We start from the raw sequence: 22,504 nt of genomic DNA, 5'->3' as shown, positions 1-22,504 counted from the left end.
CAGACGCGGCACCGACACAGGCCTTGCCGTTGCGGCATTGCCGATCACCGCGGCCTGCTGATTTCCGCCACAGGGGATGATCAGGATCGCGCCGGGGCGTCCGGATCGATTCCAGGCCCTTCCCGCCCTGCACCGCGACGGCGGATCAAGTACTTGCAGGCGCGCAGACGGCAATGTGAAGAATTCTTGGCAAAACGCTTGCCGAAGACTGCCGACCTCCGTAATATACGCCTCCTTGGCAGCGACCTCGCTGCTACGAAACATGTGGCCGAGTAGCTCAGTTGGTAGAGCAGGGGATTGAAAATCCCCGTGTCGGCGGTTCGATTCCGTCTTCGGCCACCACTTTCGAAGGCCTGCAGAAATGCGGGTCTTTTTTTTCCGGAAACCGCATTCACCGCGGTCGCCACACAATTTGGCCGAGTAGCTCAGTTGGTAGAGCAGGGGATTGAAAATCCCCGTGTCGGCGGTTCGATTCCGTCTTCGGCCACCATCTTCAGAGACCTGCAGAAATGCAGGTCTTTTTTTTTTGCCTGCGGCCGGTTGACGAAACATTTACACCGCTACCCGGCGCGGCACCTACGCTGCAGATTCCTGCCGGAGCCTGCCGATGCAACTGCGCCCCACCCTGCTCGCCTGCCTGCTGCTGGCCGCCGCCCCGGTGATCGCCGCCGAGCCATTGCGGGCGGTCGACAGTCTGGACATCGATCGCTACGCAGGCCAATGGCACGAGATCGCGCACCTGCCGGTGTCGTTCCAGAAGCAATGCGTCGGCGAGATCACCGCCAACTACGGGCTGCGCCGCGATGGTCGCATCAGTGTCACCAACGCCTGCCGCAGCGCCGACGGCGAACGCGTGGTCGCTGAAGGCGTGGCACGCCTGGTAGCCGGCCATCCAGGCCAGCTGCAGGTGCGCTTCGTTCCGGACTGGCTGAGCTGGGTGCCACTGGTCTGGGCGGACTACTGGGTGCTGGCGCTGGACCCGGACTACCAGTGGGCGCTGGTTGGTGAACCGGACCGGAAATACCTGTGGATTCTCTCGCGCCTGCCGGAAATGGATCGCGCCCGATTCGAGCAGCTCAAGGACAAGGCTGAAGCGATGGGCTACGACCTCGGTCCGCTGCGGGTGATGGCGCCACTGCGCGATACCCCCGCCGATTGAACCGCAACGCGATCCGCGCGCAGCACGCGCCCGATCCGGCGCCGCGCACGCCCGGCCGCCATCTTCACGCGCTACCCTCTGCGACGGGTCGCCACAGGCGATCCAAACGACCATACGCCGTAGTATGCTTATTCCAACGCACCGCCTCCAGAGGACCTGCGCCCATGCTCCACCGTTTCCGTATCGCCTTGATCGTCCTGAGCACCCTCGCCCTTGCCGCCTGTGGCAACGGCATCGTCAAGCGTGTTTCGGAACCGGCGGCCAGCCTCCAGCAGCTGACCGTGCGCGCCGACGGCAACTGGACCGTGGCCCTGCGCCTGCAGAACTTCAGCTCGATGCCGATGACCTTCGACGATGTCTCGCTGGCGCTGACCGTTGGCGACAGCGACGCCGGCACCCTGCAGGCCAAGCCGGGCATTTCCATCGGCGGCACCTCGGCCGACGTCATCAACGTCGACCTGGTACCCAGTTCGGCCGCACGCCTGGTGGTGGCCGATGCACTGGCCGGCAACCGCACCCTGGCCTATGGCCTGAAGGGAACAGTCGCGGCCACGCCGCAGGAAAAGAAGCAGCGCAGCTTCGATATCAGCAGCCGCAGCACCCTCAACCAGGCCCCGGGCCTGCCGGGCGTGCTGCGCTGATTCCCACCTTCCGTCGCGGCGCCTGGTGCCGCTCTCCCCTGCCCTGATCAAATCGAGACGTACCGATGAGCAGCTACACCGCCCCGCTTTCCGACCTCCGTTTCGCCCTGCACGACGTGCTCAAGGTCGAATCCCTGTTCGCCCGCCTGGGCTTCACCGACGCCACCGCCGACGTGGTCGATGCCGTGCTGGAAGAAGCTGGCCGTTTCAGCGCCACCGTGCTGGCCCCGCTCAACAGCGTTGGCGATGAGATCGGCTGCGTGCTCGACCAGGCCACCGGTGAAGTGACCACCCCGCCCGGCTTCAAGCAGGCCTACGACCAGTTCGTCGATGGTGGCTGGACCGGCCTGACCGCCTCGCCGGAACTGGGTGGCCAGGGCCTGCCGCACACCCTGGGCGTGCCGCTCAACGAAATGATCAACGCCGCCAACCTGGCGTGGGGCAACTTCCCGCTGCTCTCGCACGGCGCCATCGAAGCGCTGAAGCAGCACGGCGAGGCCTGGCAGCACGAGGCCTTCCTCAAGCCGCTGATCGAGGGCCGCTGGACCGGCACCATGTGCCTGACCGAGCCGCACTGTGGCACCGACCTGGGCCTGCTGAAGACCAAGGCCGAGCCGAACGCCGATGGCAGCTATTCGATCACCGGCACCAAGATCTTCATCACTGCCGGCGAGCACGACCTGACCGGCAACATCGTGCACCTGGTGCTGGCCAAGCTGCCCGACGCCCCTCCGGGCGCCAAGGGCATCTCGCTGTTCGTCACTCCCAAGTTCAAGGTCGACCGCGACGGCAACGTCGGCGAGCGCAACGCGCTGCGCTGCGGTTCGATCGAGCACAAGATGGGCATCAAGGGCTCGGTCACCTGCGTGATGAACTTCGATGGCGCACAAGGCTACCTGGTCGGCCAGCCGCACAAGGGCCTGCAGGCGATGTTCACCATGATGAACACCGCACGCCTGGGTGTCGGCCTGCAGGGCATCGGCCTCTCCGAGCGCGCCTACCAGAACGCGCTGAAGTACAGCCGTGAACGCCTGCAGTCGCGCGCCCTCAGCGGCGCCAAGTTCCCGGACAAGCCGGCCGACCCGATCCTGGTCCACCCGGATGTGCGCCGCATGCTGCTGACGGTGAAGTCGCTGGTCGAGGGCAGCCGCCTGCTGGCCCTGCACGCCGCCACCCTGATCGATGTCGCCCACCACGCCGAGGACGCCGCCGAGCGCGAGCGCGCCGACACCCTGGTGAGTTTCCTCACCCCCATCTCGAAGGCCTGCCAGACCGAATGGGGTATCGAGAACACCTACAACGCCCTGCAGTGCTTCGGTGGCCACGGCTACATCCGCGAGCACGGCATGGAGCAGCTGGCGCGCGACGCCCGCATCACCACCCTGTATGAAGGCACCACCGGCATCCAGGCACTGGACCTGATCGGCCGCAAGACCGCGTCCAGCCAGGGCGCCGGCCTGAAGCTGATGCTGGCCGAGATCGAAGCCTTCGCCAAGGAACACGAGGGCAACGAAGCGCTGGCCGAGTTCATCGGCCCGCTGCGCGCCAAGGCTGCCGAATGGGGCAAGCTGACCCTGGACGTGCTGCAGCGCGCGGCCGCCAACCCGGACGAACTGGGCGCGGCCAGCTACGACTACCTGTTCTATTCGGGTTATGTGGTGCTGGCCTACTGGTGGGCCCGCAGCGTGGCCGCCGCCGATGCCAGCGCGCACGGCGCCGCCTTCGCCCAGGGCAAGCGCGAGACCGCGCGGTTCTACTTCGCCCGCGTGCTGCCGCGCACCCTCAGCCACGCCGCCGCCATCCAGGCCGGCGCCGCCCCGCTGATGGCGATGGACGACGAGCGCTTCGGCGCCTGAGCCCACAGGGTCGGATCCCTTTCCGCAGAAAAGGGCTCTGACCCTCGCATCCACACATGGCGTGGATCTGCCCGGATTGGGGTCAGAGCCTTTTCCCTGCGGGAAAAGGATCCGACCCCGGCCTGGCAGCCCCCAGTCTCTCTCTGGAGAAAAGCCCCCTTTTGTTAAAGGGGGCGCGCCGAAGGCGCGGGGAATAGGAAGAATGCGCGGACCTGAATTGTTGCGTTTTGGGTATCGCCCAGGTGGCGATACCCAAAACGCAACAATTCAGGTATAAGCTGTTCTCCCGATGGAGACAGACACTACACGCTTGGGTCTGATCGAAGCCGGAGCTCCGTTTTCTGCTCCGGGCGCCGAAGCATCGCCCAACGCCACGACGCTGCATCGACCCGGTTCCGTCCGGCTGCTCTCGCTTGATGCCCACGGACGCGTACTGGACTGGATCACCTGGCAGGACGCGGCGTGCCTCTACGCCCGCGAAGCCGTCGCCTGGACACTCGGCGATCCCTGCCTGCACATCCATGGCGGCACCAACCGCTTCAGCGGCCTGCAGAGCGGGATGGACCTGCACCCGATCATCGCCGCGCGCGGCCACGCCCGCTCCCGCGCGATCGACCCGACGCCGAACCTGACCAACCCGGCCCTGTTCGCCCGCGACGCCCACCTGTGCATGTACTGCGGCCAGCAGTTCAACCGCCCCACACTCACCCGCGACCACGTCATGCCGCTGTCCAAAGGCGGCCTGGACTGCTGGGAAAACGTGGTCACCGCCTGCTTCCACTGCAACTCGCGCAAGAGCGACCGCACCCCGCAGCAGGCCGGAATGCCCCTGCTGGCGGTGCCCTACCGGCCCAGCTGGATCGAGCATCTGATCCTGTCCAACCGCAACATCCTGGCCGACCAGATGGCCTTCCTGAAGGCGCAATTGCCGAAGCGTTCAAAACTGAGCACTTGAATCGCCGAAAATGCAACCCTCACCGTCCTGTCACGGGCGGCGGCGTTTGCTTGCCCCACCCCCGTTTGAGGGCGAAAATGGGCATTCAGAACAAGTGCGAACATGATGATCGACTCTGCCCGCTATCCCCGCCTCGCGCGCATCCAGACACCGGATGACCTGCGCACGTTCGACGAATCCGAATTGAGGGCGGTCGCCGACGAACTGCGCGCCTACCTCATCGAATCGGTGGGCAAGAGCGGCGGCCACTTCGCCGCCGGCCTGGGCGTGATCGAACTCACCGTGGCCCTGCACTACCTGTACCAGACCCCGCAGGACCAGCTGGTCTGGGACGTCGGTCACCAGACCTACCCGCACAAGATCCTGACTGGGCGCCGCGACGAGATCCACACCGTCAAGCAGAAGGACGGCGTGGCGCCGTTCCCGAAACGTGAAGAGAGCGAGTACGACACCTTCGGCGTCGGCCATTCGTCGACCTCGATCTCCGCCGCGCTTGGCATGGCCATCGCTCGCCAGTCCGAAGGCGACAACCGCCAGGTCGTTGCGGTGATCGGTGACGGTGCAATGACCGCCGGCATGGCCTTCGAAGCGCTGATGCACGCCGGCGGCATGGAGCCGGAGCCGAACCTGCTGGTGATCCTCAACGACAACAACATGTCGATCTCCGAGGCGGTCGGCGGCCTGACCAAGATGCTCGGCCGCGCCACCGGCAGCCGCACGCTCAATGCACTGCGCGAAGGCGGCAAGAAGATCCTCGGCGACAAGAAGAACAACCCGGCGCGCTTCGTGAAGCGCTGGGAAGAACACTGGAAGGGCATGTTCGTGCCGTCCACGATGTTCGAGGAAATGGGCTTCCACTACACCGGCCCGATCGACGGCCACGACATGCCCGCCCTGCTGTCCACGCTGAAGACGCTGCGCGCCTCCAAGGGCCCGAAGCTGCTGCACGTGATGACGACAAAGGGCAAGGGCTACGAGCCGGCCGAAGGCGATCAGATCGGCTATCACGCGGTGGGTCCGTTCGATCCGGACAAGGGCCTGGTGGCCAAGGCCGGCGCCAGGAAGCCCACTTACACCGACGTGTTCAGCGACTGGCTGTGCGATGCAGCCGCCGCCGAGCCACGCCTCTACGGCATCACCCCGGCGATGCGCGAAGGCTCCGGCCTGGTGCGTTTCAGCAAGGAATACCCGCAGCGCTACTTCGACGTGGCGATTGCCGAACAGCACGCGGTCACGCTGGCCGCCGGCATGGCGACCCAGGGGGGCAAGCCGGTGGTGGCGATCTATTCGACCTTCCTGCAGCGCGCGTACGACCAATTGGTGCACGACGTGGCCATCCAGGACCTGGATGTACTGTTCGCGATCGACCGCGCCGGCGTGGTCGGCCCGGACGGTGCGACCCACGCCGGCAACCTCGACCTGAGCTTCCTGCGCTGCGTGCCGAACATGGTGGTGATGGCGCCATCCAATGAAGCGGAGTGCCGGCAGATGCTCAGCACCGGCCTGCAGCACCCGGGCCCGGCCGCCGTGCGCTATCCACGCGGCACTGGCACCGGCGTCGCCGCCGGCACCGACCTGTCCACCCTGCCGATCGGCAAGGGCGAGCTGCGCCTGCAGGGCAGCCGCATCGCCCTGCTCGCCTTCGGCAGCACCGTGGCCGCCGCCGAACAGGTTGGCCGCGAACTGGGCCTGAGCGTGGTCAACATGCGTTTCATCAAGCCGCTGGACCGCGAGCTGGTGCTGGCTGTCGCCGCCCAGCACGAGGGGCTGGTGACGATCGAAGACAACGTGGTGGCCGGTGGCGCCGGCTCCGGCGTCGGTGAGCTGCTCAATGCCGAAGGCGTGCTGCGCCCGATCCTGCACCTGGGTCTGCCCGACAGCTACCAGCACCACGCCAGCCGCGAGGACCTGCTGGCCGAAGCCGGCATCGACGCTGCGGGCATCCGTGCAGCGATACTCAAGCGTTGGCCTCAGCTGGCCGCGGGTACCCCACCGCTGAGCGCGGCGGGCTGAAGCAGCTCAGCAGACGGCGGATCCACGCATGGCGTGGATCTACCGGAGACACGCATCCATTCCCCGAACGGGTGCATCCACGCTACGCGTGGATGCCACACCCGGTAGATCCACGCCATGCGTGGATGGCATGGACAAAGCCCCCGGTTGCCGCCACCTGCGCCCCCGCGCTCAGCCGTAGCTGACCGCTTCCACGAAGGCGCCGCTGGCTTCCACGCGCACGGCAGCGCGCTGCCCGGTATCGACAAAGTGCAGGCGCGCCAGGGTTTCAGCGAAGTCGAAGGCCCGGGCACCGTCGCGGAAATCGATCGGCTCCGGCCGTTCCGGATGCAGCACGCGCCATTGGCGCTGTTCGCATTGCAGGCGGATCAACATGCGGCTCACTCCTTGAGGCAGCGTATCGACGGTAGCGGAACATTCCTGCCGATCACGGCAGGCATCATCGCAACAGATCAGGGACACACAGAGGTGCCCTGATCGCAGAAGATACGACAGTTCAAAATGTGAGCTGTATCAGATTTTTCTGATTTTAGAGGGCCACGCTCAATTCACCTGGAACTGGGCCCGGCAGCCGTCGCTGACCCAGATACCCCGGCGATCCCAGCCCCAGGTCTGGCCCTCGATGCAGGCACTGCGCGAATCCTGGCGAACCAGGCGCACGCCGCGGCGGATGCGGGCGTCGCAGTACTCCTGGCGGTGGCCATTGGAATGGCAGGTGATCACCTCACCGCCGCCCCAACCGTTGCCATTGCCGTTACCCCAGCCTCCACCATTGCCCCAGCCGCCACCACGACGGTACTCACCGACGAATTCGGCGCGGCAGCCCTGGGTTACCCAGACGCCGTAGCGTGACTGGCCCCAGGTCTCACCTTCCACGCAGGGCGAACCGGACAGCTGGCGGATCATCCGCGCCCGCCCCTCCAGGCGGCACTCGTTGCTACGATTCTTGATCGACTCGCAGCGTACGATGCCGCTGCCTTCACGGCCGCCATAGCGGTCATCGTCATAGCCGTAACCGTAGCTCTGTGCCTGAGCGCCGCCGGCGGCGGCGGCCAGCATTGGCAGCAGGGTGCAGGCCGCAGTGCGCCAGGTGAGTGCCTTGCCCATCGATATCTCCAGATGAATACGATGGCGCAAGCATCCGGGATTCGTGGCGCGGCGCACAGGGGGGCACACCACCACGGTTTTTCCCCATTCAAACAACTCAACCGCGGCTGACTGCGCCGCCGAGAGGCTTCAGCCGCCGACGTGCAACGCATCCACCGCGCTGCCCAGCGCCTCGACCCGCACCGTGCTGCGCTGGCCGGTGCGACGGTGATGCTCCAGGGCAAGTGCTGCGGCGGCATCGAACGCATCGGCACCCCGCGCGTAGCTGCTGGCCTCACCGGCGCGTGGATCCAGCACGGACCAGTGCCGTGCATTGCATTGGACAGTGATGACCATGGAAAACTCCTGCAGGACGGAAAGATGCACCGGCAGCGGCCCCCTCCTGCAGCCGGTACACCATCAGGCTAGCGAGCGCCTGCGCTGCGGCCTATCAGACATGTACGAAAATGCCGCGCCATTGGGTCGGATTCCCGCGCCCTCACAACCCTGAGCCGGTTTAACGAGTTCATTTTCGTGATCCTTGTCACGGAGTCAGCGGAGCTTCACACTATCGTCATCAACAGGGGCCCCTTCCACATGCGCACCTTCTTCTCACAGCAGCGCGGCACGCTGCTGAAGTTCTATTTCGTGGCCAGCTACGTCGTGCTGATCGAGGAGCTGATCCGCGCTGCCGTGCATTGAGTGCTTGATGCCGGATTGAGCACGGCGGACACTGTTGCTTTAGGCACGGAGCCCGCCCGATGAAAGCGCTTTTTCTGATTCCAGCCCTGCTGCTCCTGGCCGCCTGCGCGAGCCAGGATCAGGCAGCCGCCCGCGCCGATGCCGCAGCTGCTTCGCCTGCCACGCCGGTTGTCGGCGGTGATCGAGATGCCCACGGCTGCATCGGTTCGGCCGGCTACCAGTGGTGCGAGCACAGCCAGCGATGCGAACGCCCGTGGGAACTGGCGCAGGACCAGGGCCTGGCCAATACCGCCGAGGCCATCGACAGTTATTGCGCGAAGCCGGCCAGCCCGGCCCGCAAGTGAGCAGTGCCCGCCATGGCTGAATTGAGCCCGCTGCCCTCCCTCCCCCCGGGCCGCTACCGCCACTTCAAGGGCGGCGAGTACGAAGTGATCGACATCGTGCGCAGCAGTGAAACCCTGCAGCCCATGGTGCTGTATCGCGCCCTCTATGGCGAAGGCGGCCTCTGGGTCCGTCCGTATCCCATGTTCATTGAACAGGTTCCTGGCGAACACGGACCGCAACCGCGCTTCGCACGTATCGGCGATTGAGTCCAGGCTGCCGGACTCTTGCCGGCAGCGCAGCGCAAAGCAAAGCCTGCGCTACAATCGTACCGTCCAGTCGGTTTCTTCCTGCCATGTCCGCATCCCCTTCCCGTTCGCGCCGCAAGGCGCCCGACAGCGTGCGCCAGTCGCTGCTTCAGGCCACCATCGCGGTGATCGGCCAACAAGGCCTGGCGGCCCTGACCGTCCAGGACGTCGCGCAGGCAGCCGGGGTCAGCAAGGGCGCGCTGTTCCACCATTTCAGCAACAAGCAGGCCCTGGTCGACGAAGCCATCGGGGCACTGATTGGCGAATTTGAAGCGCGCGTGCGTGCCCTTCTGCAGGAAAACCCGAAGGGCCATGGCTGTTTCAGCCGTGCCTATGTGCAGGCCAACTTCGAGCATCTGCTGCAGCAGGAACAGGAGAACGACATCGGCCTGACACTGGGCAACCTGATGGAACCGGGCCTGCTTGCGCACTGGCGCGACTGGAAGCGCGCGATGCTGGCCGAATTCCCTGAAGAAGCCGGCGACCCACGGCTGTACGCCGCGCGCTGCGCCGCCGATGGCTACTGGGCCACCGCCTACGGGCGCCCGCTGGACGAAAACGAGCGCATCAACGCAGTGGCGATGGCCGAGCAGGCGCTGAAGCTGTGCGACCCGCAGTGAACCGGAGCCGATGATGAACCCCTACGCCTATCTCGCTGCCGCCATCGTGCTGGAGGTGATCGCCACCTCGCTGCTGAAGGCTTCCGATGGCATGAGCCGGCTGGCGCCGACGCTGGGCGCACTGGTCGGCTACGGGCTGTGCTTCTACCTGCTGTCGATGACCATGAAGTCGGTGCCGACCGGCATCGCCTATGCGATCTGGTCCGGTGTCGGCATCGTGCTGATCTCGCTGATCGGGCTGGTGGTGTTCAAGCAGCGCCTGGATGCACCGGCCCTGATCGGCATCGGGTTGATCTGCGCCGGCGTGCTGGTGATCAACCTGTTCTCGCGCAGCAGCGCGCACTGAGCACACTGCTGCGCGACCACGGCGCTAGCTGACCTTCTTGGCCACGCTCATGCCGAGCAGGAACAACACCACGGCAATGATGATGCCGGCCCAGAACAGGAACTTGGCGATGCCGACCGCGGCACCGGCAATGCCACCGAAGCCGAGCACGCCCGCGATGATGCCGATGACGGCGAAAATGATGGCCCACTTGATCATGTCGATCCTTTCCCCGCAGGGATTCCAAACTGGAGGATCAACTTAGGCTGCGGCCGATGCCGCAGTCGTGAACAGGCCGCGTGCACGGCGTGAATCAGCGCGGGCGGAAACGCAGCAGCGCCACCGCGAACGCCAGGAACACACTTCCCACCAGGCGCTCGAACCAGCGCCGCGCGAATGGCTTTGCGAGCCAACGCCGCAGGCCGTGACCGCCGGCCGCGTACATCACGTACCAGAACAGTTCGCAGGCCGCGAAGGTGGCGACCAGCACGCTGTACTGCACCGCCTGGCTGCGCGACGGATCGACGAACTGCGGCAGGAACGCCGCCGCGAACAGCAGCAGCTTGGGATTGCTCAGACCCACCAGAAGGCCACCACGGAACACGGTCCAGGCACCAAGCGTCGGCGTCATCGGCACTACGGCATCCACCGTCACCGGAGGCGCGGGACGGCAGCTGTCGCGCCATGCCCTCAGGCCCAGCCAGGCCAGATAGGCCACGCCCAGATAGCGCAGCACCTCGAACAGCATCGGCGAGGAATGCAGCAGCGCACTCAGGCCCGCTGCGGAGGCCGCCAGCACCAGCAGCATCGCCAGCAGGCAACCGGCCATCGCCGGCACACTGCCGCGGAAGCCGAGTCCGACGCTGCGGCCGAGGATATGCAGCATGTTCGGCCCCGGCGTGCCGCACAGGACAAAGACCGTGGCCAGGAACCACCACCAGGTATGCAGGGCCATTTCAACATCCACGCAGGAAAACCCAGCAAGCTTAGAGCGTGGCCATGGCCTGCGTCACATACAGCCTGGCGCGGATGCGACGGTTACAGACGCGCACTCACGACGCCAGCAGGCGCGCGCTGCGCAGTTCCCCCCAGGCCGAGCGCAGGACCCGCAACGCCGAGCGCAGGAACAGCACCAGCAGTGCGACCGCTACCAGCAGATCCGGCCAGCCCGCACCGAACAGCGCTACCAGGCCCGCGGCCAGCAACACCGATGCGCCCTCATACAGGTCATTGCGCGAGCATTCCCAGGCGGACGCCAGGTTGATGTCGTCGTTGCGATAAGGGGTCAGCAACCACAGGCACGCCGCGTTGGCGGCCAGGTTGAGCAGCGCCGCCAGGCCCATGCTGGCAAACAGGGGCACCTCCGGGTGCAGCAACCGCCATCCGATCTGCGCAGCCACCACGAGGGCCGCCGCCAGGATCAGCAATCCCTTGAACAGGGCAACCCGCGCTTTGGCCACGAGGCCTGCGCCGACCACCGCCAGGCTCAACGCATAGGTCGCCGCGTCACCCAGGTTGTCCAGGGCGCCGGACAGCAACGAGGACGAATGGCTGTACCCGGCGGCAGCGACCATCAACGCAAAGGTGGCCAGATTGACCAGCAGCACGATCCACAGCACGCGCCGGTGCCGCGCCTGCATCGCCGCCACGTCCAGGGTCTTGCCACAGCCGCAACACTCGCCCATCGCCCTGCCCTCCCATTGGTAGCAACATTATCGCGCCGCAGCAGCACCGGGGTCGATCAGACCCCACCCGCGTGGCCTGCCCAACGCCCATGCGTTGTGCAATGCCCTTCCTCATTGTGCTGCAATGGCCGCCTCTTCCCTGGAGCAGCGCATGAAGACCCTCGGCCTGATCGGCGGCATGAGTTGGGAAAGTTCGGCCCAGTACTACCGCCTCATCAATGAGGAGGTCCGGCGGCGGCTCGGAGGCGCGCACTCCGCACAGCTGCTGCTGTGGTCGGTGGATTTCGCCGGCATCAAGCAGCTGCAGCACGACGGCGACTGGGACGCCCTGGGTGATCACATGGTCGATGGCGCGCGGCGCCTGCAGGCGGGCGGCGCCGACCTGCTGCTGGTCTGCACCAACACCATGCACAAGCTGGCCGATCGCATCGAGGCGGCCTGCACGCTGCCGCTGCTGCACATCGCCGATCCGACCGCGACCGCGATCCTGCAGGCAGGTGCGCGCAAAGTGGGCCTGCTCGGTACGGCCTTCACCATGGAGCAGGACTTCTATCGAGGCCGCCTGCAGGAACGCTTCGGCCTGGAGGTAGTGGTGCCTGATGCCGATGACCGCCGCAACGTGCACGACATCATCTACCAGGAGCTGATTGCCGGCGTGGTCAGCGAGCGCTCGCGGCAGCTCTACGCCGGCGTGATCGCGCGCCTGGTCGAGCGCGGCGCTGAAGCGATCATCCTGGGCTGTACCGAGATCATGCTGCTGGTACGGCCGGAAGACAGCGCAGTACCGCTGTTCGACACCACCACCCTGCATGCGCTGGCTGCGGTGGATGCAGCACTCGGCTGAGACGCCGCAATGCGCGACGCGGAATCAGCCCGCGTCGCGGACTTCCAGCGCGGTGATCAACCAGTCGACCACGGCCTGCGAATCGCACAGGAAGAAGACGCCATCTCCCGAGCGCGCTTCGGTGAGCAGGCGATAGACGGTGATCGCCACCGCAGACTGGTTGGCAATGAACACTTCCGGGCTGCGCGGCCCCTCGCTGTGCCCTGCCACGGACTGCAGCGCCTTGCGCGCAGCCACAGTGGCAGCCGGGTCCGCGCTGCGGGTCAGTTCCGGCCCGCGCAGCCCCCAGGCAACGAACACATGCTTGCCCTTGAACGTGGTGTCCAGGACCTGCACCTCGGCGGCGCCTGCGCCTGCCGAGCGATGAATGACGATACTGCTGATCAACGCAACCCCCTGTGGTCGTCGTGGTCCGCGCATCGTCCTCCACAGGTCGGCCGCGCGCCAGTGACGGCCGCCACAGGCCGCGCCCACAGGCGTGGAAGACATGTAAGAAGGTGTAACCCGATGCGATCGGATGTGCAGCGATGATACGGGATGTAAGCCTCTGCATGGACCCGCGCGCACTACTAAATCCCCACTGAGCCACGTCGGGAACGAAGCGTTCCAATGAACCCGGGCTGGGTCATTCTTGCCGCCCCGCTCCCTCAACGAGGCCCCCATGACCCATCGCCTGCTGCTGCCCATTGGCGGCATCTCCCTGGCCATGCTGCTTGCAGCCATCACCGTGGCCGCCCAGGATTACGACGCAGCGCACATTCCCGCGCTTCGCTGCGAGTCGCAGTTCAACAAGACCGAGCAATGCCCGATCGAGGGCCCGATGCGCCTGGCCAGGCAACTATCGGTCACCCGCTGCGTGGAAAACCAGAACTGGGGCCAGAGCCGTCGCATGCTGTGGGTGACCGACGGCTGCCGTGCCGAGTTTGTCGCCGACGAACATGGCCGCTGGCCGGGACGCGGCAGGGGCCGTGATCGCGACGATGAGGGTGAACGCCTGGTCTGTGAGTCCTACGAAAAGAAGGACAAGGAATGCCGCATCCGCGTGCGTCATGAGGTACGCATGGTCAAGCAGAAGTCGGTGACGACCTGCATCGAAGACCACAACTGGGGCTGGGACCGTCGCGGTATCTGGGTCAGCGATGGCTGCAGGGCCGAGTTCCGGGTGTATTGACTGCCGGCCGCGCGCTGGCTGCAGCGATTGCTCACGCGCACGCCATCGCGCTGCAGGGCCATGGCAAGCGCTTCACTTCGCCCCATGCATCCAGCACCAGCACCAGCACCAGCACCAGCACCAGCATGCAACGCTTGCTCGCCACGCCCGGTTTCATCGACCACGGCATCGTGCATGGACTGGACAAAGGCGATCCGGAGTTGATCTACCGCTTTGCCGGCAGCTGATCGAGATACACGGCCACCTTGGCGTCCAGCAGGTCCATCAACACCGGATCCATGCAGCGATAGTCGTCGGGGATGTCCAGGCAATGCAGGCGCTTGTGCTCCAGCAGGCGTGCGTACGTGGCCTGCAGGCGATGCTGGTGCTTGGCCTCCATCACGAAGATGACATCGGCCCAGCGGATATCCGCCGGGCCGATGGGGCGTCGTGCATGTGGGCTGGTGCCGGCCGACAGCGCTGCGAAGCCGGGCCGCCGTCGCCACATGGCTTCGGCGGTCGGGCTGCGCAGCTGGTTGCGGCTGCAGACGAACAGCAGGTTGATCATTCCTGTTCCTGCAGTTGGCGGGCGCTGAGGACCGGATAGGTGAAGCCCAGCTGGCGTGCACGCGCGAGCTTGGCATCGCGCGTATACAGCAGCTTCCAGTTCTTCTCGGGCTTGTAGCTGTAGGCGGTCGTAGCGCGGTCGCCACCGCGGTTGCGAGCCTGGCTGCGACGCCAGGCACGGTTTCTTGCAGATTCCATGATGTGTTCTCGTGAGTACCGGGTTCAGCAGCCGCGGTAGTACGAGTGGCGCGCAGCATACACCGCGCTCACAAAAAAGCCCACGCATCGCTGCGCAGGCTTCTTGATTCATCACAGTGGTCGGGACGGCCGGATTCGAACCGACGACCCTCTGCCCCCCAGGCAGATGCGCTACCAGGCTGCGCTACGCCCCGACTGATGCTGCGATGTGCCCGCCAGTGCGGCGGGCCGTGAAGTATAGCGGATTACGATGGAAATGGGATCAGCGGCGCAGCAACTGCAGCACTTCTTCCAGCTCCATGCGCACCTGCTTGATGATCTGGTTGCTCAACGCCGATTCCTCGCGGGCATCGGGGCCATCCAGGCGCAGGCGTGCACCACCGATGGTGTAGCCCTGTTCGTACAGCAGGCTGCGGATCTGCCGCACCATCAGCACGTCGTGGCGCTGGTAGTAGCGGCGGTTGCCTCGGCGCTTGGCCGGCTCAAGGCTGGGAAACTCGGTTTCCCAGTAGCGCAGGACGTGCGGCTTGACGTCGCACAGCTCGCTGACTTCACCAATGGTGAAGTAGCGCTTGGCCGGGATCGGCGGTAGTTCGCGGTTACTGCCCGGATCCAGCATAAGCTTCCACCCTCTCCTTGAGCTTCTGGCCCGGACGGAAGGTGACCACCGTACGGGCGGAAATCGGAATTTCCTCGCCGGTCTTGGGGTTGCGACCCGGGCGCTGGTTCTTGCGCCGCAGATCGAAATTACCGAAGCCCGACAGCTTCACCTGACGTCCCTGTTCCAATGCTTCACGCAGCACATCGAAAAACGCGTCGACGAATTCCTTGGCTTCCCGCTTGTTCAGACCGACTTCGTCGAACAGCTTTTCCGCCATCTCCGCCTTGGTCAATGCCATTGCCTGCTACCCCCGAGTGCTGCCCGCTCAGCCGCGGATCCGGGCGTGGTGTTCACGCTCGATGGCAGTGACCGCCTCGGCCACCACCGCATCCACGTCGCGGTCCGTCAGAGTGCGCGACTTGTCCTGCAAAATCAAGCCCATAGCGAGACTCTTGAATCCCGGCTCGACGCCCTGGCCGACATAGCGGTCGAACAGGTTCAGGTCGCGCAGCAGTGGGCCGGCGGCCTGGCGGACGGTCGCCGCCAGGTCGGCCCAGGCCACCTGTTCAGGCACCAGGAACGCTAGGTCACGGCGCACTGCCGGGAAGCGCGACAGCTCGCCCGCACGCGGCAGGCGACGGGCGGCCAGCGGTTCCAGGTCCAGTTCGAAGGCATAGACGTCGGCTTCGATGTCCATCGCCCTGGCCAGGCGCGGGTGGATCTGGCCGATCCAGCCGATCGCCACGCCATCGCGGAACACCTCGGCCGAACGCGCCGGGTGGCCATAGGGACGGGCCGACGGGCGGAACTCCAGCTGCGCACCACTGGCCGCGGCCAGCGATTCCAGGTCGCCCTTCAGGTCGTGGAAGTCGACCTTGCGGGTCGGCAGGCCCCACTGCACCGCCTGCGCATCGCCACAGACCGCAGCGGCCACGCGCGGGGTTTCCAGCGGTGCCGGTTGGCCGTCCCCGGCCTGCTGGACAAACACGCGCCCGATCTCGAACAGGCGCACGCGGCCGAGCTGGCGCGCGGCATTGCGGCCGAGGGTGGCGACCAGGCCCGGCAGCAGCGACGGGCGCATCACCGCCAGTTCCGCCGACAGCGGGTTGGCCAGCGGCACCAGGCCGTCGCGCAACTGCCACTGGGTCAGCAGCGCGTGGTCGACGAAGGCAAAGTTGACGGTTTCCTGCTGGTCGCGGGCGACCAGCTGGCGACGCACGCTCAGCGCGTCCAGCTGGGTCTCGCTCGGCATCGCCACGCGCGAGGCACCGCCCGGCAGCGTGGTCGGGATCTGCTCGTAACCGTGGATGCGGGCCAGTTCTTCGATCAGGTCTTCTTCGATGGCAATGTCGAAGCGACGGCTCGGCGCGGCGACCTGCCAGCCCTCGGCCGTGGCAGCCACGTCCATGCCCAGCGCGCGCAGGATGCGCTCGACTTCGGCGTCGTCGATGGTGATGCCGAGCACGCGGGTGATGCGGGCGCGGCGCAGCACGATGGTTGCCGGCTGCGGGAGATCGGCTTCACGCACGGCCTCGGTGACCGGCGCCGGGGTACCGCCGGCCAGGTCCAGCACCAGGCGGGTGGCGTATTCGATGGCGGTGCGCGGCAGTGCCGGATCGACGCCACGCTCGAAGCGATGACCGGCATCGGTGTGCAGGCCCAGCTTGCGGCCACGGCCCATGATCGCGGCCGGCGCGAAGTGCGCGGCCTCCAGGAACACCGCGGCGGTGTCATCGGTGACGCGGGTGTCGAAGCCGCCCATCAGGCCGGCCAGGCCGACCGCACGGTCGGCATCGGTGACCACCAGGAAGCTGTCGTCCAGCGCGGCGTCACGGCCGTCCAGCAGCTTCAGGCTCTCGCCCGCGCGCGAACGGCGCACGGCGATGCTGCCCTGCAGGGTGCCGAGGTCGTAGGCATGCATCGGCTGGCCCAGCTCCAGCATCACGTACTGGGTGATGTCGACCAGCAGCGAGACCGGACGCACGCCGCTGCGGCGCAGGCGCTCGGCCATCCACAGCGGGGTCCTGGCGGCGGCGTTGACGCCTTCGATGACGCGGCCCAGGTAACGCGGCGCTTCGGCGCCGGCATCGAGCTGGATCGACAGTTCACGGCTGCCGACCGGCGCAATGGCATCGGCGGCGAAATCCAGCACTTCGCTGCGGGTGGCCGCGGCGACGTCGTAGGCGATGCCGCGCAGGCTGAAGCAGTCGGCGCGGTTCGGGGTCAGCTTGATCTCGATGCTGGCGTCCGGCAGCCCCAGATACTCGACCAGGGACTGGCCGACGGGTGCATCGTCCGGCAGCTCCAGCAGGCCGGATGCATCATTGTCCAGGCCCAGCTCCTTGGCCGAGCACAGCATGCCGTTGGATTCGACGCCACGCAGCTTGGCCGGCTTGATCTTCAGCTCGCCGATCTGCGCACCGACCATCGCCAGCGGCGCGACCAGGCCCGGGCGCGCGTTCGGTGCGCCGCACACGATCTGCAGCAGCTCGCCCTGCCCGGCATCGACCTTGCACACCTGCAGGCGATCGGCTTCGGGATGGCGCACGGCTTCGACGATGCGAGCCACGACCACGTGGTCGAGGCCTTCGCCAAGCGCGGTCACCTCTTCCACTTCCAGGCCGATGGCGGTCAGCACCGCGCTCAGTTCATCGCGCGAGGCGGAGGTCGGGACGTGGCTGCGCAGCCAGTTTTCGGAGAATTTCATGGTGTCACCCTGGTGGGCCCGGCGCATGCGCCTGGGCCTGCGAATTTAGGAGCAGCCGAGCATGGCTCGGCTCTACATGGTTGCGGCTTACGCGAACTGTTTCAGGAACCGCACATCGTTCTCGAAGAACGCGCGCAGGTCATTGACGCCGTAGCGCAGCATCGCGAAACGCTCCACGCCCATGCCGAAGGCAAAGCCGGTGTAGCGCTCCGGATCGATGCCGACGTTGCGCAGCACGTTCGGATGCACCATGCCGCAGCCGAGCACTTCCAGCCAGCGGGTGCTGCCATCGGGCTGCTGCCAGGCGATGTCCACTTCCGCGCCCGGTTCAACGAACGGGAAGTAGCTGGGACGGAAACGCATCTCGAAATCGCGCTCGAAGAACGCGCGCACGAACTCGGCCAGCGTGCCCTTCAGGTCGGCGAAGGTCGAATGCTCGTCGACCAGCAGGCCTTCGACCTGGTGGAACATCGGCGAGTGGGTCTGGTCGCTGTCGCTGCGGTACACCTTGCCGGCGGCGATCATGCGCAGCGGCGGCGCGTGGTCGCCCATGTAGCGCACCTGCACACCGGAGGTATGCGTACGCAGCAGGCGGCCGTCGCCGAAGTAGAAGGTGTCGTGCATGGCGCGCGCCGGGTGGTGCGGCGGGAAGTTCAGCGCCTCGAAGTTGTGCCAGTCGTCCTCGATCTCCGGCCCTTCCGACAGCTCGTAGCCCAGCCGGCCGAAGATGCCGGTGATGCGCTCCAGGGTGCGGGTGATCGGGTGCAGGCCGGCACGGTCGCCATTGCGGCCCGGCAGGGTGATGTCGATGGCTTCGGCGGCCAGGCGCGCATCCAGTGCCGCGTCTTCCAGCAGCGCCTTGCGCTCGCCCAGCGCGCGGGTCAGCGCGTCACGGGCCTGGTTGATCGCTTCACCGGCGGCCTTGCGCTCCTCGGCCGGCAGGGCGCCGAGCTGCTTGAGCTGCGAAGTGATGCTGCCACTCTTGCCAAGCAGGGCCACGCGCAGCTGTTCCAGCACGTCGGGGCTCTGTGCGGCGGCCACATCGGCCAGCGCCTGGGTGGTGAGGGATTGGATGTCGCTCATGGGGGCCGGAACTCCAGTCGATCTGCCATCGCGATGCGCGAAGGGCCGACCCCTGTCGCCACCGCCGTCCCCGCGCTGCCGTCGTGGCCTCGCCGGGACCCAAAAAAGAATGGGGAAGGACTTGCGCCCTTCCCCATGCATTGCCTTGACCTGACACCGTTCCGAGTGAACGGTTACGGCATCGGGAAGGACTTATGCCGCCAGCGCGCCCTTGGCCTTTTCGGCCAGCGCAGCAAAACCGGCTGCGTCGTGCACGGCGATGTCAGCCAGGACCTTGCGATCCAGGGTGATGCCGGCCTTCAGCAGACCGTTCATGAAGCGGCTGTAGCTCAGGCCGTTGATGCGGGCAGCCGCATTGATACGGGTGATCCACAGCGAACGGAAGTTGCGCTTCTTCTGCTTACGGCCGATGTAGGCGTACTGCTGTGCCTTGATGACCGCCTGCTTGGCGACGCGGAAGACCTTGCGACGGGCGTTGTAATAGCCCTTGGCGAGATCCAGAATCTTCTTGTGGCGGCGACGCGCCTGTACGCCACGCTTAACTCGTGCCATTTTTCAGTTCCTCAGAGGTAAGGGAGCATGCGGTCCAGACGGCCTGCGTCTTCTGCACGGACATGGCCCGTCTGACGCAGATTACGCTTACGCTTGGTCGCTTTCTTCGTGAGGATGTGGCTACGGTTGGCGTGGCCGCACTTGTACTTGCCCGAGGCGGTCTTGCGGAAACGCTTGGCCGCTGCCCGGTTGGTCTTGATCTTGGGCATTGCAATGTCCTTGATGGGATATGACCCTGGTTTCTGACTGATCTGGCGGCGGCCTGGGCCGCTCTTTCCGTCCTGCCATGATCGGCGTACGACCCGTCCTGGGTGGGTCGAGCCGGGCATGATACAGGCAAAACCGCCCTGCCACCAGCCCCTGCAACCCTTTACCGGCAATTCACCGGCCTCCTGCAAAAGCAAAGGGACGCCAGCGGCGCCCCCTTACCCTGAACCATTCAGCCAGGCGCCCCGGAAGGCGGCCCGTCAGGCCTCAGGTCTTCTTCTTCGGCGCGATCATCATGACCATCTGACGCCCTTCCAGGCGCGGACGGGATTCAATGACGATGTCCTCGCCCAGATCGGCCTCGATCCGGTTGGCCATTTCGCGACCCAGTTCCTGGTGGCTCATTTCACGGCCACGGAAGCGGATGTTGACCTTGATCTTGTCACCATCCTCGAGGAACCCGCGCATCTTGCGCAGCTTGATCTGGTAGTCGCCCTCGTCCGTGACCGGACGGAACTTCACTTCCTTGATCTCGACCTGCTTGGTCTTCTTCTTGGCCTCGCTGGCCTTCTTCTGCGCTTCGAACTTGAACTTGCCGAAGTCCATGATCTTGCAGACCGGCGGATCGGCCTGCGGCTGGATCTCGACCAGGTCCAGGCCTTCATCTTCGGCCATGGACAGCGCTTCGTCGCGCGACAACACGCCGATCATTTCTCCGTCACTGCCGATCACGCGGACGCGCGGCACACGGATTTCCTGATTCTTGCGGTTCTGTTTGTTGTCAGGGGTGCTGATATTACGTTCTCCCAAGGGTATCGAACCGGTCCGGGTGCCTGTGCGCCCGGACCGGACCTTTGCTTACGCGCCCTCGGCGTGGAGCCGCTCGATGAAGGCCTGCAGGCTCATGCTGCCCAGATCTTCGCCAGAACGCGTACGCACCGCCACAGCCCCATTTTCCTTCTCGCGGTCACCGATGACCAGCAGGTAGGGCACGCGCTGCAACGTATGCTCGCGGATTTTATAGCCGATCTTCTCGTTACGCAAATCCGAGCTGACGCGGAAGCCTTGCTCCGCAAGGGTTTTGGTCACACCCGAGACGTAGTCGGCCTGGGCATCGGTGATGTTGGCCACCACCACCTGGGTCGGGGCCAGCCAGGCCGGGAACTGGCCGGCATGGTGCTCGATCAGGATGCCCAGGAAGCGCTCCATCGAGCCGACGATGGCGCGGTGCAGCATGACCGGGTGCTTCTTCTGGCTGTTCTCGTCCACGTACTCGGCGCCCAGGCGGCCCGGCATCATGAAGTCGACCTGCATGGTGCCCAGCTGCCAGGTACGGCCGATGGCGTCCTTCAGGTGGTACTCGATCTTCGGGCCATAGAAGGCACCCTCGCCCGGCAGCTCCTGCCATTCCACGCCACAGGCGGTCAGTGCCGAGCGCAGCGCGCCTTCGGCCTTGTCCCAGGTGGCGTCGTCACCCAGCCGCGATTCCGGGCGCAGGGCGATCTTGATCTGGATCTCGTCGAAGCCGAAGTGCTGGTAGACCGCCAGCGCCTGCTGGTGGAAGGCCGTCACTTCCGACTCGATCTGGTTTTCCGTGCAGAACACGTGGCCGTCGTCCTGGGTGAAGCCACGCACGCGCAGGATGCCGTGCAGCGCGCCGGACGGCTCGTTGCGGTGGCAGGAACCAAACTCACCATAGCGGATCGGCAGGTCGCGGTAGCTGTGCAGGCCCTGGTTGAACACCTGGATGTGGCCCGGGCAGTTCATCGGCTTGACCGCGTACGTGCGCTTCTCCGATTCGGTGAAGAACATGTTGTCCTGGTAGTTGTCCCAGTGGCCGGACTTCTTCCACAGGCTCACGTCCAGGATCTGCGGGCAGCGCACTTCGCCGTAGCCGCTGTTGCGGTAGACCTTGCGCATGTACTGCTCGACCACCTGCCACAGCGCCCAGCCCTTGGGGTGCCAGAACACCAGGCCCGGCGCTTCTTCCTGCAGGTGGAACAGGTCCTGCTGCTTGCCGATGCGGCGGTGGTCGCGCATCTCGGCTTCCTCGATGCGCTTGATGTACGCCTCGAGCTGCTTCTTGTCGGCCCAGGCGGTGCCGTAGATGCGCTGCAGCTGTTCGTTCTGCGCGTCGCCACGCCAGTAGGCGCCGGAGATGCGGGTCAGCTTGAAGGCCTTCAGGAAGCGCGTGTTCGGCACGTGCGGGCCGCGGCACATGTCCACGTATTCCTGGTGGTAGTACATGCCCATCGCCTGGATATCGTCGGACATGTCCTCGATCAGGCGCAGCTTGTAGTCCTCGCCACGGGCCTTGAAGATCTCGATCACTTCCGCGCGCGGCGTCATCTTCTTGATGACGTCGTAGTCCTGGGCGATCAGCTCACCCATGCGCTTCTCGATCGCGGCCATGTCGTCCGGGGTGAACGGGCGCTCGGAGTAGATGTCGTAATAGAAGCCTTCGGCGATCACCGGGCCGATCACCATCTTCACGTCCGGGTACAGCTGCTTGACGGCGTGGCCGACCAGGTGGGCGCAGGAGTGGCGGATGATCTCCACGCCCTCCTCGTCCTTGGCGGTGATGATGCGCAGGCTGGCATCGTGGTCGATGACGTCGCTGGCATCGACCAGCACGCCATCCACGGCACCGGCGATGGTGGCCTTGGCCAGGCCGGCACCGATCGACTGGGCGACGTCCATGACGCTGACGGGGGTTTCAAACTCGCGGCGGCTGCCGTCGGGAAGGGTAATGTTGATCATCGCAGTGGCTTCGTGCGGGGCCCGCGGGGCGGGCTGGAAAGCGGTCCCGGGGCGGCGCCCGGGCAATAAAAAAGCGCCACGAGGGCGCCTGGAACACAGGGCCTTCGGGGGCAGGTCAACAGTGGGCGGTGGTAGTGCTCATGTCGCACGCTCGGCCGGCGCTG

General features: G+C 65.9%; 29 protein-coding genes and 3 tRNA genes. 14 read left to right on the top strand and 18 right to left on the bottom strand.

The genetic code is table 11. From position 1 onward, the window contains the following. Positions 1–266: 266 nt before the first annotated feature. From AASM09_RS07275 to dxs, 7 genes are all read left to right on the top strand, one after another. Positions 267–342: transfer RNA gene (locus tag AASM09_RS07275), tRNA-Phe, on the top strand. A 72-nt stretch (positions 343–414) separates the two neighbouring features. Beyond that, positions 415–490: transfer RNA gene (locus tag AASM09_RS07270), tRNA-Phe, on the top strand. Positions 491–607: 117 nt separating this feature from the next. Further along, complete coding sequence (locus tag AASM09_RS07265) at positions 608–1,159, top strand: lipocalin family protein (protein WP_049430349.1); 552 nt, start codon at positions 608–610, stop codon at positions 1,157–1,159. Positions 1,160–1,323: 164 nt separating this feature from the next. Continuing rightward, complete coding sequence (locus AASM09_RS07260) at positions 1,324–1,800, top strand: LEA type 2 family protein (protein ID WP_049430351.1); 477 nt, start codon at positions 1,324–1,326, stop codon at positions 1,798–1,800. Positions 1,801–1,865: 65 nt separating this feature from the next. After that, the gene (locus AASM09_RS07255; RefSeq protein WP_049430353.1) at positions 1,866–3,656 is read left to right on the top strand and encodes an acyl-CoA dehydrogenase C-terminal domain-containing protein; all 1,791 of its coding nucleotides are present in this window, start codon (positions 1,866–1,868) and stop codon (positions 3,654–3,656) included. Positions 3,657–3,945: 289 nt separating this feature from the next. Beyond that, entirely contained in the window at positions 3,946–4,611 is a 666-nt protein-coding gene (locus tag AASM09_RS07250) for an HNH endonuclease (RefSeq protein WP_019336875.1), read from the top strand. A gap of 105 nt (positions 4,612–4,716) precedes the next feature. After that, complete coding sequence (gene dxs, locus AASM09_RS07245; protein ID WP_049430382.1) at positions 4,717–6,624, top strand: 1-deoxy-D-xylulose-5-phosphate synthase; 1,908 nt, start codon at positions 4,717–4,719, stop codon at positions 6,622–6,624. Between the two features lie 171 nt (positions 6,625–6,795). Here dxs and AASM09_RS07240 read toward each other — a convergent pair whose 3' ends face one another. The 3 genes from AASM09_RS07240 to AASM09_RS07230 form a co-directional block, all read right to left on the bottom strand. Then, positions 6,796–6,999, bottom strand: coding sequence for a hypothetical protein (locus tag AASM09_RS07240; RefSeq protein ID WP_049430354.1), 204 nt, complete (start codon positions 6,997–6,999; stop codon positions 6,796–6,798). A 168-nt stretch (positions 7,000–7,167) separates the two neighbouring features. Further along, the gene (locus AASM09_RS07235) at positions 7,168–7,731 is read right to left on the bottom strand and encodes a DUF3011 domain-containing protein (RefSeq protein ID WP_049430356.1); all 564 of its coding nucleotides are present in this window, start codon (positions 7,729–7,731) and stop codon (positions 7,168–7,170) included. A 129-nt stretch (positions 7,732–7,860) separates the two neighbouring features. Then, positions 7,861–8,067: a hypothetical protein gene (locus AASM09_RS07230; RefSeq protein WP_049430358.1), complete on the bottom strand. Its 207-nt coding sequence runs from the start codon at positions 8,065–8,067 to the stop codon at positions 7,861–7,863. A gap of 404 nt (positions 8,068–8,471) precedes the next feature. On the opposite strand from AASM09_RS07230, the gene AASM09_RS07225 reads away from it, so the two are divergent. The 4 genes from AASM09_RS07225 to AASM09_RS07210 all read left to right on the top strand — a co-directional run bounded on the left by AASM09_RS07225 (position 8,472) and on the right by AASM09_RS07210 (position 10,007). Beyond that, on the top strand, positions 8,472–8,756 hold the full coding sequence (locus AASM09_RS07225) for a hypothetical protein (RefSeq protein ID WP_049430361.1): 285 nt from the start codon (positions 8,472–8,474) through the stop codon (positions 8,754–8,756). 12 nt (positions 8,757–8,768) lie between these two features. Further along, positions 8,769–9,002 carry a DUF1653 domain-containing protein gene (locus tag AASM09_RS07220; RefSeq protein ID WP_049430363.1) on the top strand — a complete coding sequence of 78 codons (234 nt, stop codon included), beginning with the start codon at positions 8,769–8,771 and terminating at the stop codon, positions 9,000–9,002. An 86-nt stretch (positions 9,003–9,088) separates the two neighbouring features. Beyond that, entirely contained in the window at positions 9,089–9,661 is a 573-nt protein-coding gene (locus tag AASM09_RS07215; protein ID WP_049430365.1) for a TetR/AcrR family transcriptional regulator, read from the top strand. Between the two features lie 13 nt (positions 9,662–9,674). After that, entirely contained in the window at positions 9,675–10,007 is a 333-nt protein-coding gene (locus tag AASM09_RS07210) for an SMR family transporter (RefSeq protein ID WP_049430384.1), read from the top strand. Positions 10,008–10,031: 24 nt separating this feature from the next. Here the strand turns inward: AASM09_RS07210 and AASM09_RS07205 are convergent, their stop codons facing one another. From AASM09_RS07205 to AASM09_RS07195, 3 genes are all read right to left on the bottom strand, one after another. Beyond that, the gene (locus AASM09_RS07205; protein WP_049430366.1) at positions 10,032–10,205 is read right to left on the bottom strand and encodes a DUF1328 domain-containing protein; all 174 of its coding nucleotides are present in this window, start codon (positions 10,203–10,205) and stop codon (positions 10,032–10,034) included. 94 nt (positions 10,206–10,299) lie between these two features. Beyond that, a complete protein-coding gene (locus AASM09_RS07200; RefSeq protein WP_049430367.1) occupies positions 10,300–10,941 on the bottom strand; it encodes a LysE family translocator in 642 nt (213 codons plus the stop codon). A gap of 97 nt (positions 10,942–11,038) precedes the next feature. Then, the gene (locus AASM09_RS07195; RefSeq protein WP_049430369.1) at positions 11,039–11,671 is read right to left on the bottom strand and encodes a cation transporter; all 633 of its coding nucleotides are present in this window, start codon (positions 11,669–11,671) and stop codon (positions 11,039–11,041) included. Positions 11,672–11,822: 151 nt separating this feature from the next. On the opposite strand from AASM09_RS07195, the gene AASM09_RS07190 reads away from it, so the two are divergent. Continuing rightward, positions 11,823–12,515, top strand: a complete 693-nt coding sequence (locus AASM09_RS07190) for an aspartate/glutamate racemase family protein (RefSeq protein WP_043035593.1) — start codon at positions 11,823–11,825, stop codon at positions 12,513–12,515. A 24-nt stretch (positions 12,516–12,539) separates the two neighbouring features. Here the strand turns inward: AASM09_RS07190 and AASM09_RS07185 are convergent, their stop codons facing one another. Further along, positions 12,540–12,935, bottom strand: a complete 396-nt coding sequence (locus AASM09_RS07185) for a hypothetical protein (RefSeq protein ID WP_049430370.1) — start codon at positions 12,933–12,935, stop codon at positions 12,540–12,542. Positions 12,936–13,176: 241 nt separating this feature from the next. Between AASM09_RS07185 and AASM09_RS07180 the strand changes: the two genes are divergently transcribed. Both AASM09_RS07180 and AASM09_RS07175 read left to right on the top strand, forming a co-directional pair. After that, the gene (locus AASM09_RS07180; protein WP_049430373.1) at positions 13,177–13,686 is read left to right on the top strand and encodes a DUF3011 domain-containing protein; all 510 of its coding nucleotides are present in this window, start codon (positions 13,177–13,179) and stop codon (positions 13,684–13,686) included. Then, a complete protein-coding gene (locus tag AASM09_RS07175; RefSeq protein ID WP_430523912.1) occupies positions 13,683–13,913 on the top strand; it encodes a hypothetical protein in 231 nt (76 codons plus the stop codon). Before AASM09_RS07180 ends, AASM09_RS07175 begins: the two co-directional genes overlap by 4 nt. Here the strand turns inward: AASM09_RS07175 and AASM09_RS07170 are convergent. The 11 genes from AASM09_RS07170 to thrS all read right to left on the bottom strand — a co-directional run bounded on the left by AASM09_RS07170 (position 13,892) and on the right by thrS (position 22,340). Next, the gene (locus AASM09_RS07170) at positions 13,892–14,233 is read right to left on the bottom strand and encodes a low molecular weight protein tyrosine phosphatase family protein (protein ID WP_049430374.1); all 342 of its coding nucleotides are present in this window, start codon (positions 14,231–14,233) and stop codon (positions 13,892–13,894) included. The genes AASM09_RS07175 and AASM09_RS07170 overlap by 22 nt on opposite strands. Further along, positions 14,230–14,430 carry a hypothetical protein gene (locus tag AASM09_RS07165; RefSeq protein ID WP_014037933.1) on the bottom strand — a complete coding sequence of 67 codons (201 nt, stop codon included), beginning with the start codon at positions 14,428–14,430 and terminating at the stop codon, positions 14,230–14,232. The genes AASM09_RS07170 and AASM09_RS07165 overlap by 4 nt, the downstream gene beginning before the upstream one ends. A gap of 117 nt (positions 14,431–14,547) precedes the next feature. Further along, positions 14,548–14,624, bottom strand: a tRNA-Pro gene (locus AASM09_RS07160). Positions 14,625–14,692: 68 nt separating this feature from the next. Continuing rightward, on the bottom strand, positions 14,693–15,049 hold the full coding sequence (locus AASM09_RS07155; RefSeq protein WP_005410431.1) for a MerR family transcriptional regulator: 357 nt from the start codon (positions 15,047–15,049) through the stop codon (positions 14,693–14,695). Continuing rightward, positions 15,030–15,329, bottom strand: a complete 300-nt coding sequence (locus AASM09_RS07150; RefSeq protein ID WP_005410432.1) for an integration host factor subunit alpha — start codon at positions 15,327–15,329, stop codon at positions 15,030–15,032. The genes AASM09_RS07155 and AASM09_RS07150 overlap by 20 nt, the downstream gene beginning before the upstream one ends. 27 nt (positions 15,330–15,356) lie before the next feature. Further along, a complete protein-coding gene (gene pheT / locus AASM09_RS07145) occupies positions 15,357–17,738 on the bottom strand; it encodes a phenylalanine--tRNA ligase subunit beta (RefSeq protein WP_049430388.1) in 2,382 nt (793 codons plus the stop codon). A gap of 87 nt (positions 17,739–17,825) precedes the next feature. Further along, on the bottom strand, positions 17,826–18,821 hold the full coding sequence (pheS, locus tag AASM09_RS07140; RefSeq protein ID WP_049430376.1) for a phenylalanine--tRNA ligase subunit alpha: 996 nt from the start codon (positions 18,819–18,821) through the stop codon (positions 17,826–17,828). 192 nt (positions 18,822–19,013) lie between these two features. Beyond that, positions 19,014–19,373, bottom strand: a complete 360-nt coding sequence (gene rplT / locus AASM09_RS07135) for a 50S ribosomal protein L20 (RefSeq protein WP_005410435.1) — start codon at positions 19,371–19,373, stop codon at positions 19,014–19,016. 11 nt (positions 19,374–19,384) lie between these two features. Further along, positions 19,385–19,582: a 50S ribosomal protein L35 gene (rpmI, locus tag AASM09_RS07130; RefSeq protein WP_005410436.1), complete on the bottom strand. Its 198-nt coding sequence runs from the start codon at positions 19,580–19,582 to the stop codon at positions 19,385–19,387. A 265-nt stretch (positions 19,583–19,847) separates the two neighbouring features. Continuing rightward, entirely contained in the window at positions 19,848–20,390 is a 543-nt protein-coding gene (gene infC / locus AASM09_RS07125) for a translation initiation factor IF-3 (RefSeq protein WP_019660568.1), read from the bottom strand. A 48-nt stretch (positions 20,391–20,438) separates the two neighbouring features. Then, complete coding sequence (thrS, locus tag AASM09_RS07120) at positions 20,439–22,340, bottom strand: threonine--tRNA ligase (RefSeq protein WP_049430379.1); 1,902 nt, start codon at positions 22,338–22,340, stop codon at positions 20,439–20,441. Positions 22,341–22,504: the final 164 nt, after the last annotated feature.

The organism is Stenotrophomonas maltophilia (assembly GCF_039555535.1).
GTDB classification, from domain to species: Bacteria; Pseudomonadota; Gammaproteobacteria; order Xanthomonadales; family Xanthomonadaceae; genus Stenotrophomonas; species Stenotrophomonas maltophilia_Q.
The sequence above is the reverse complement of the archived record's forward strand: the minus strand, read 5'-3'. Positions and strand labels throughout refer to the sequence as shown.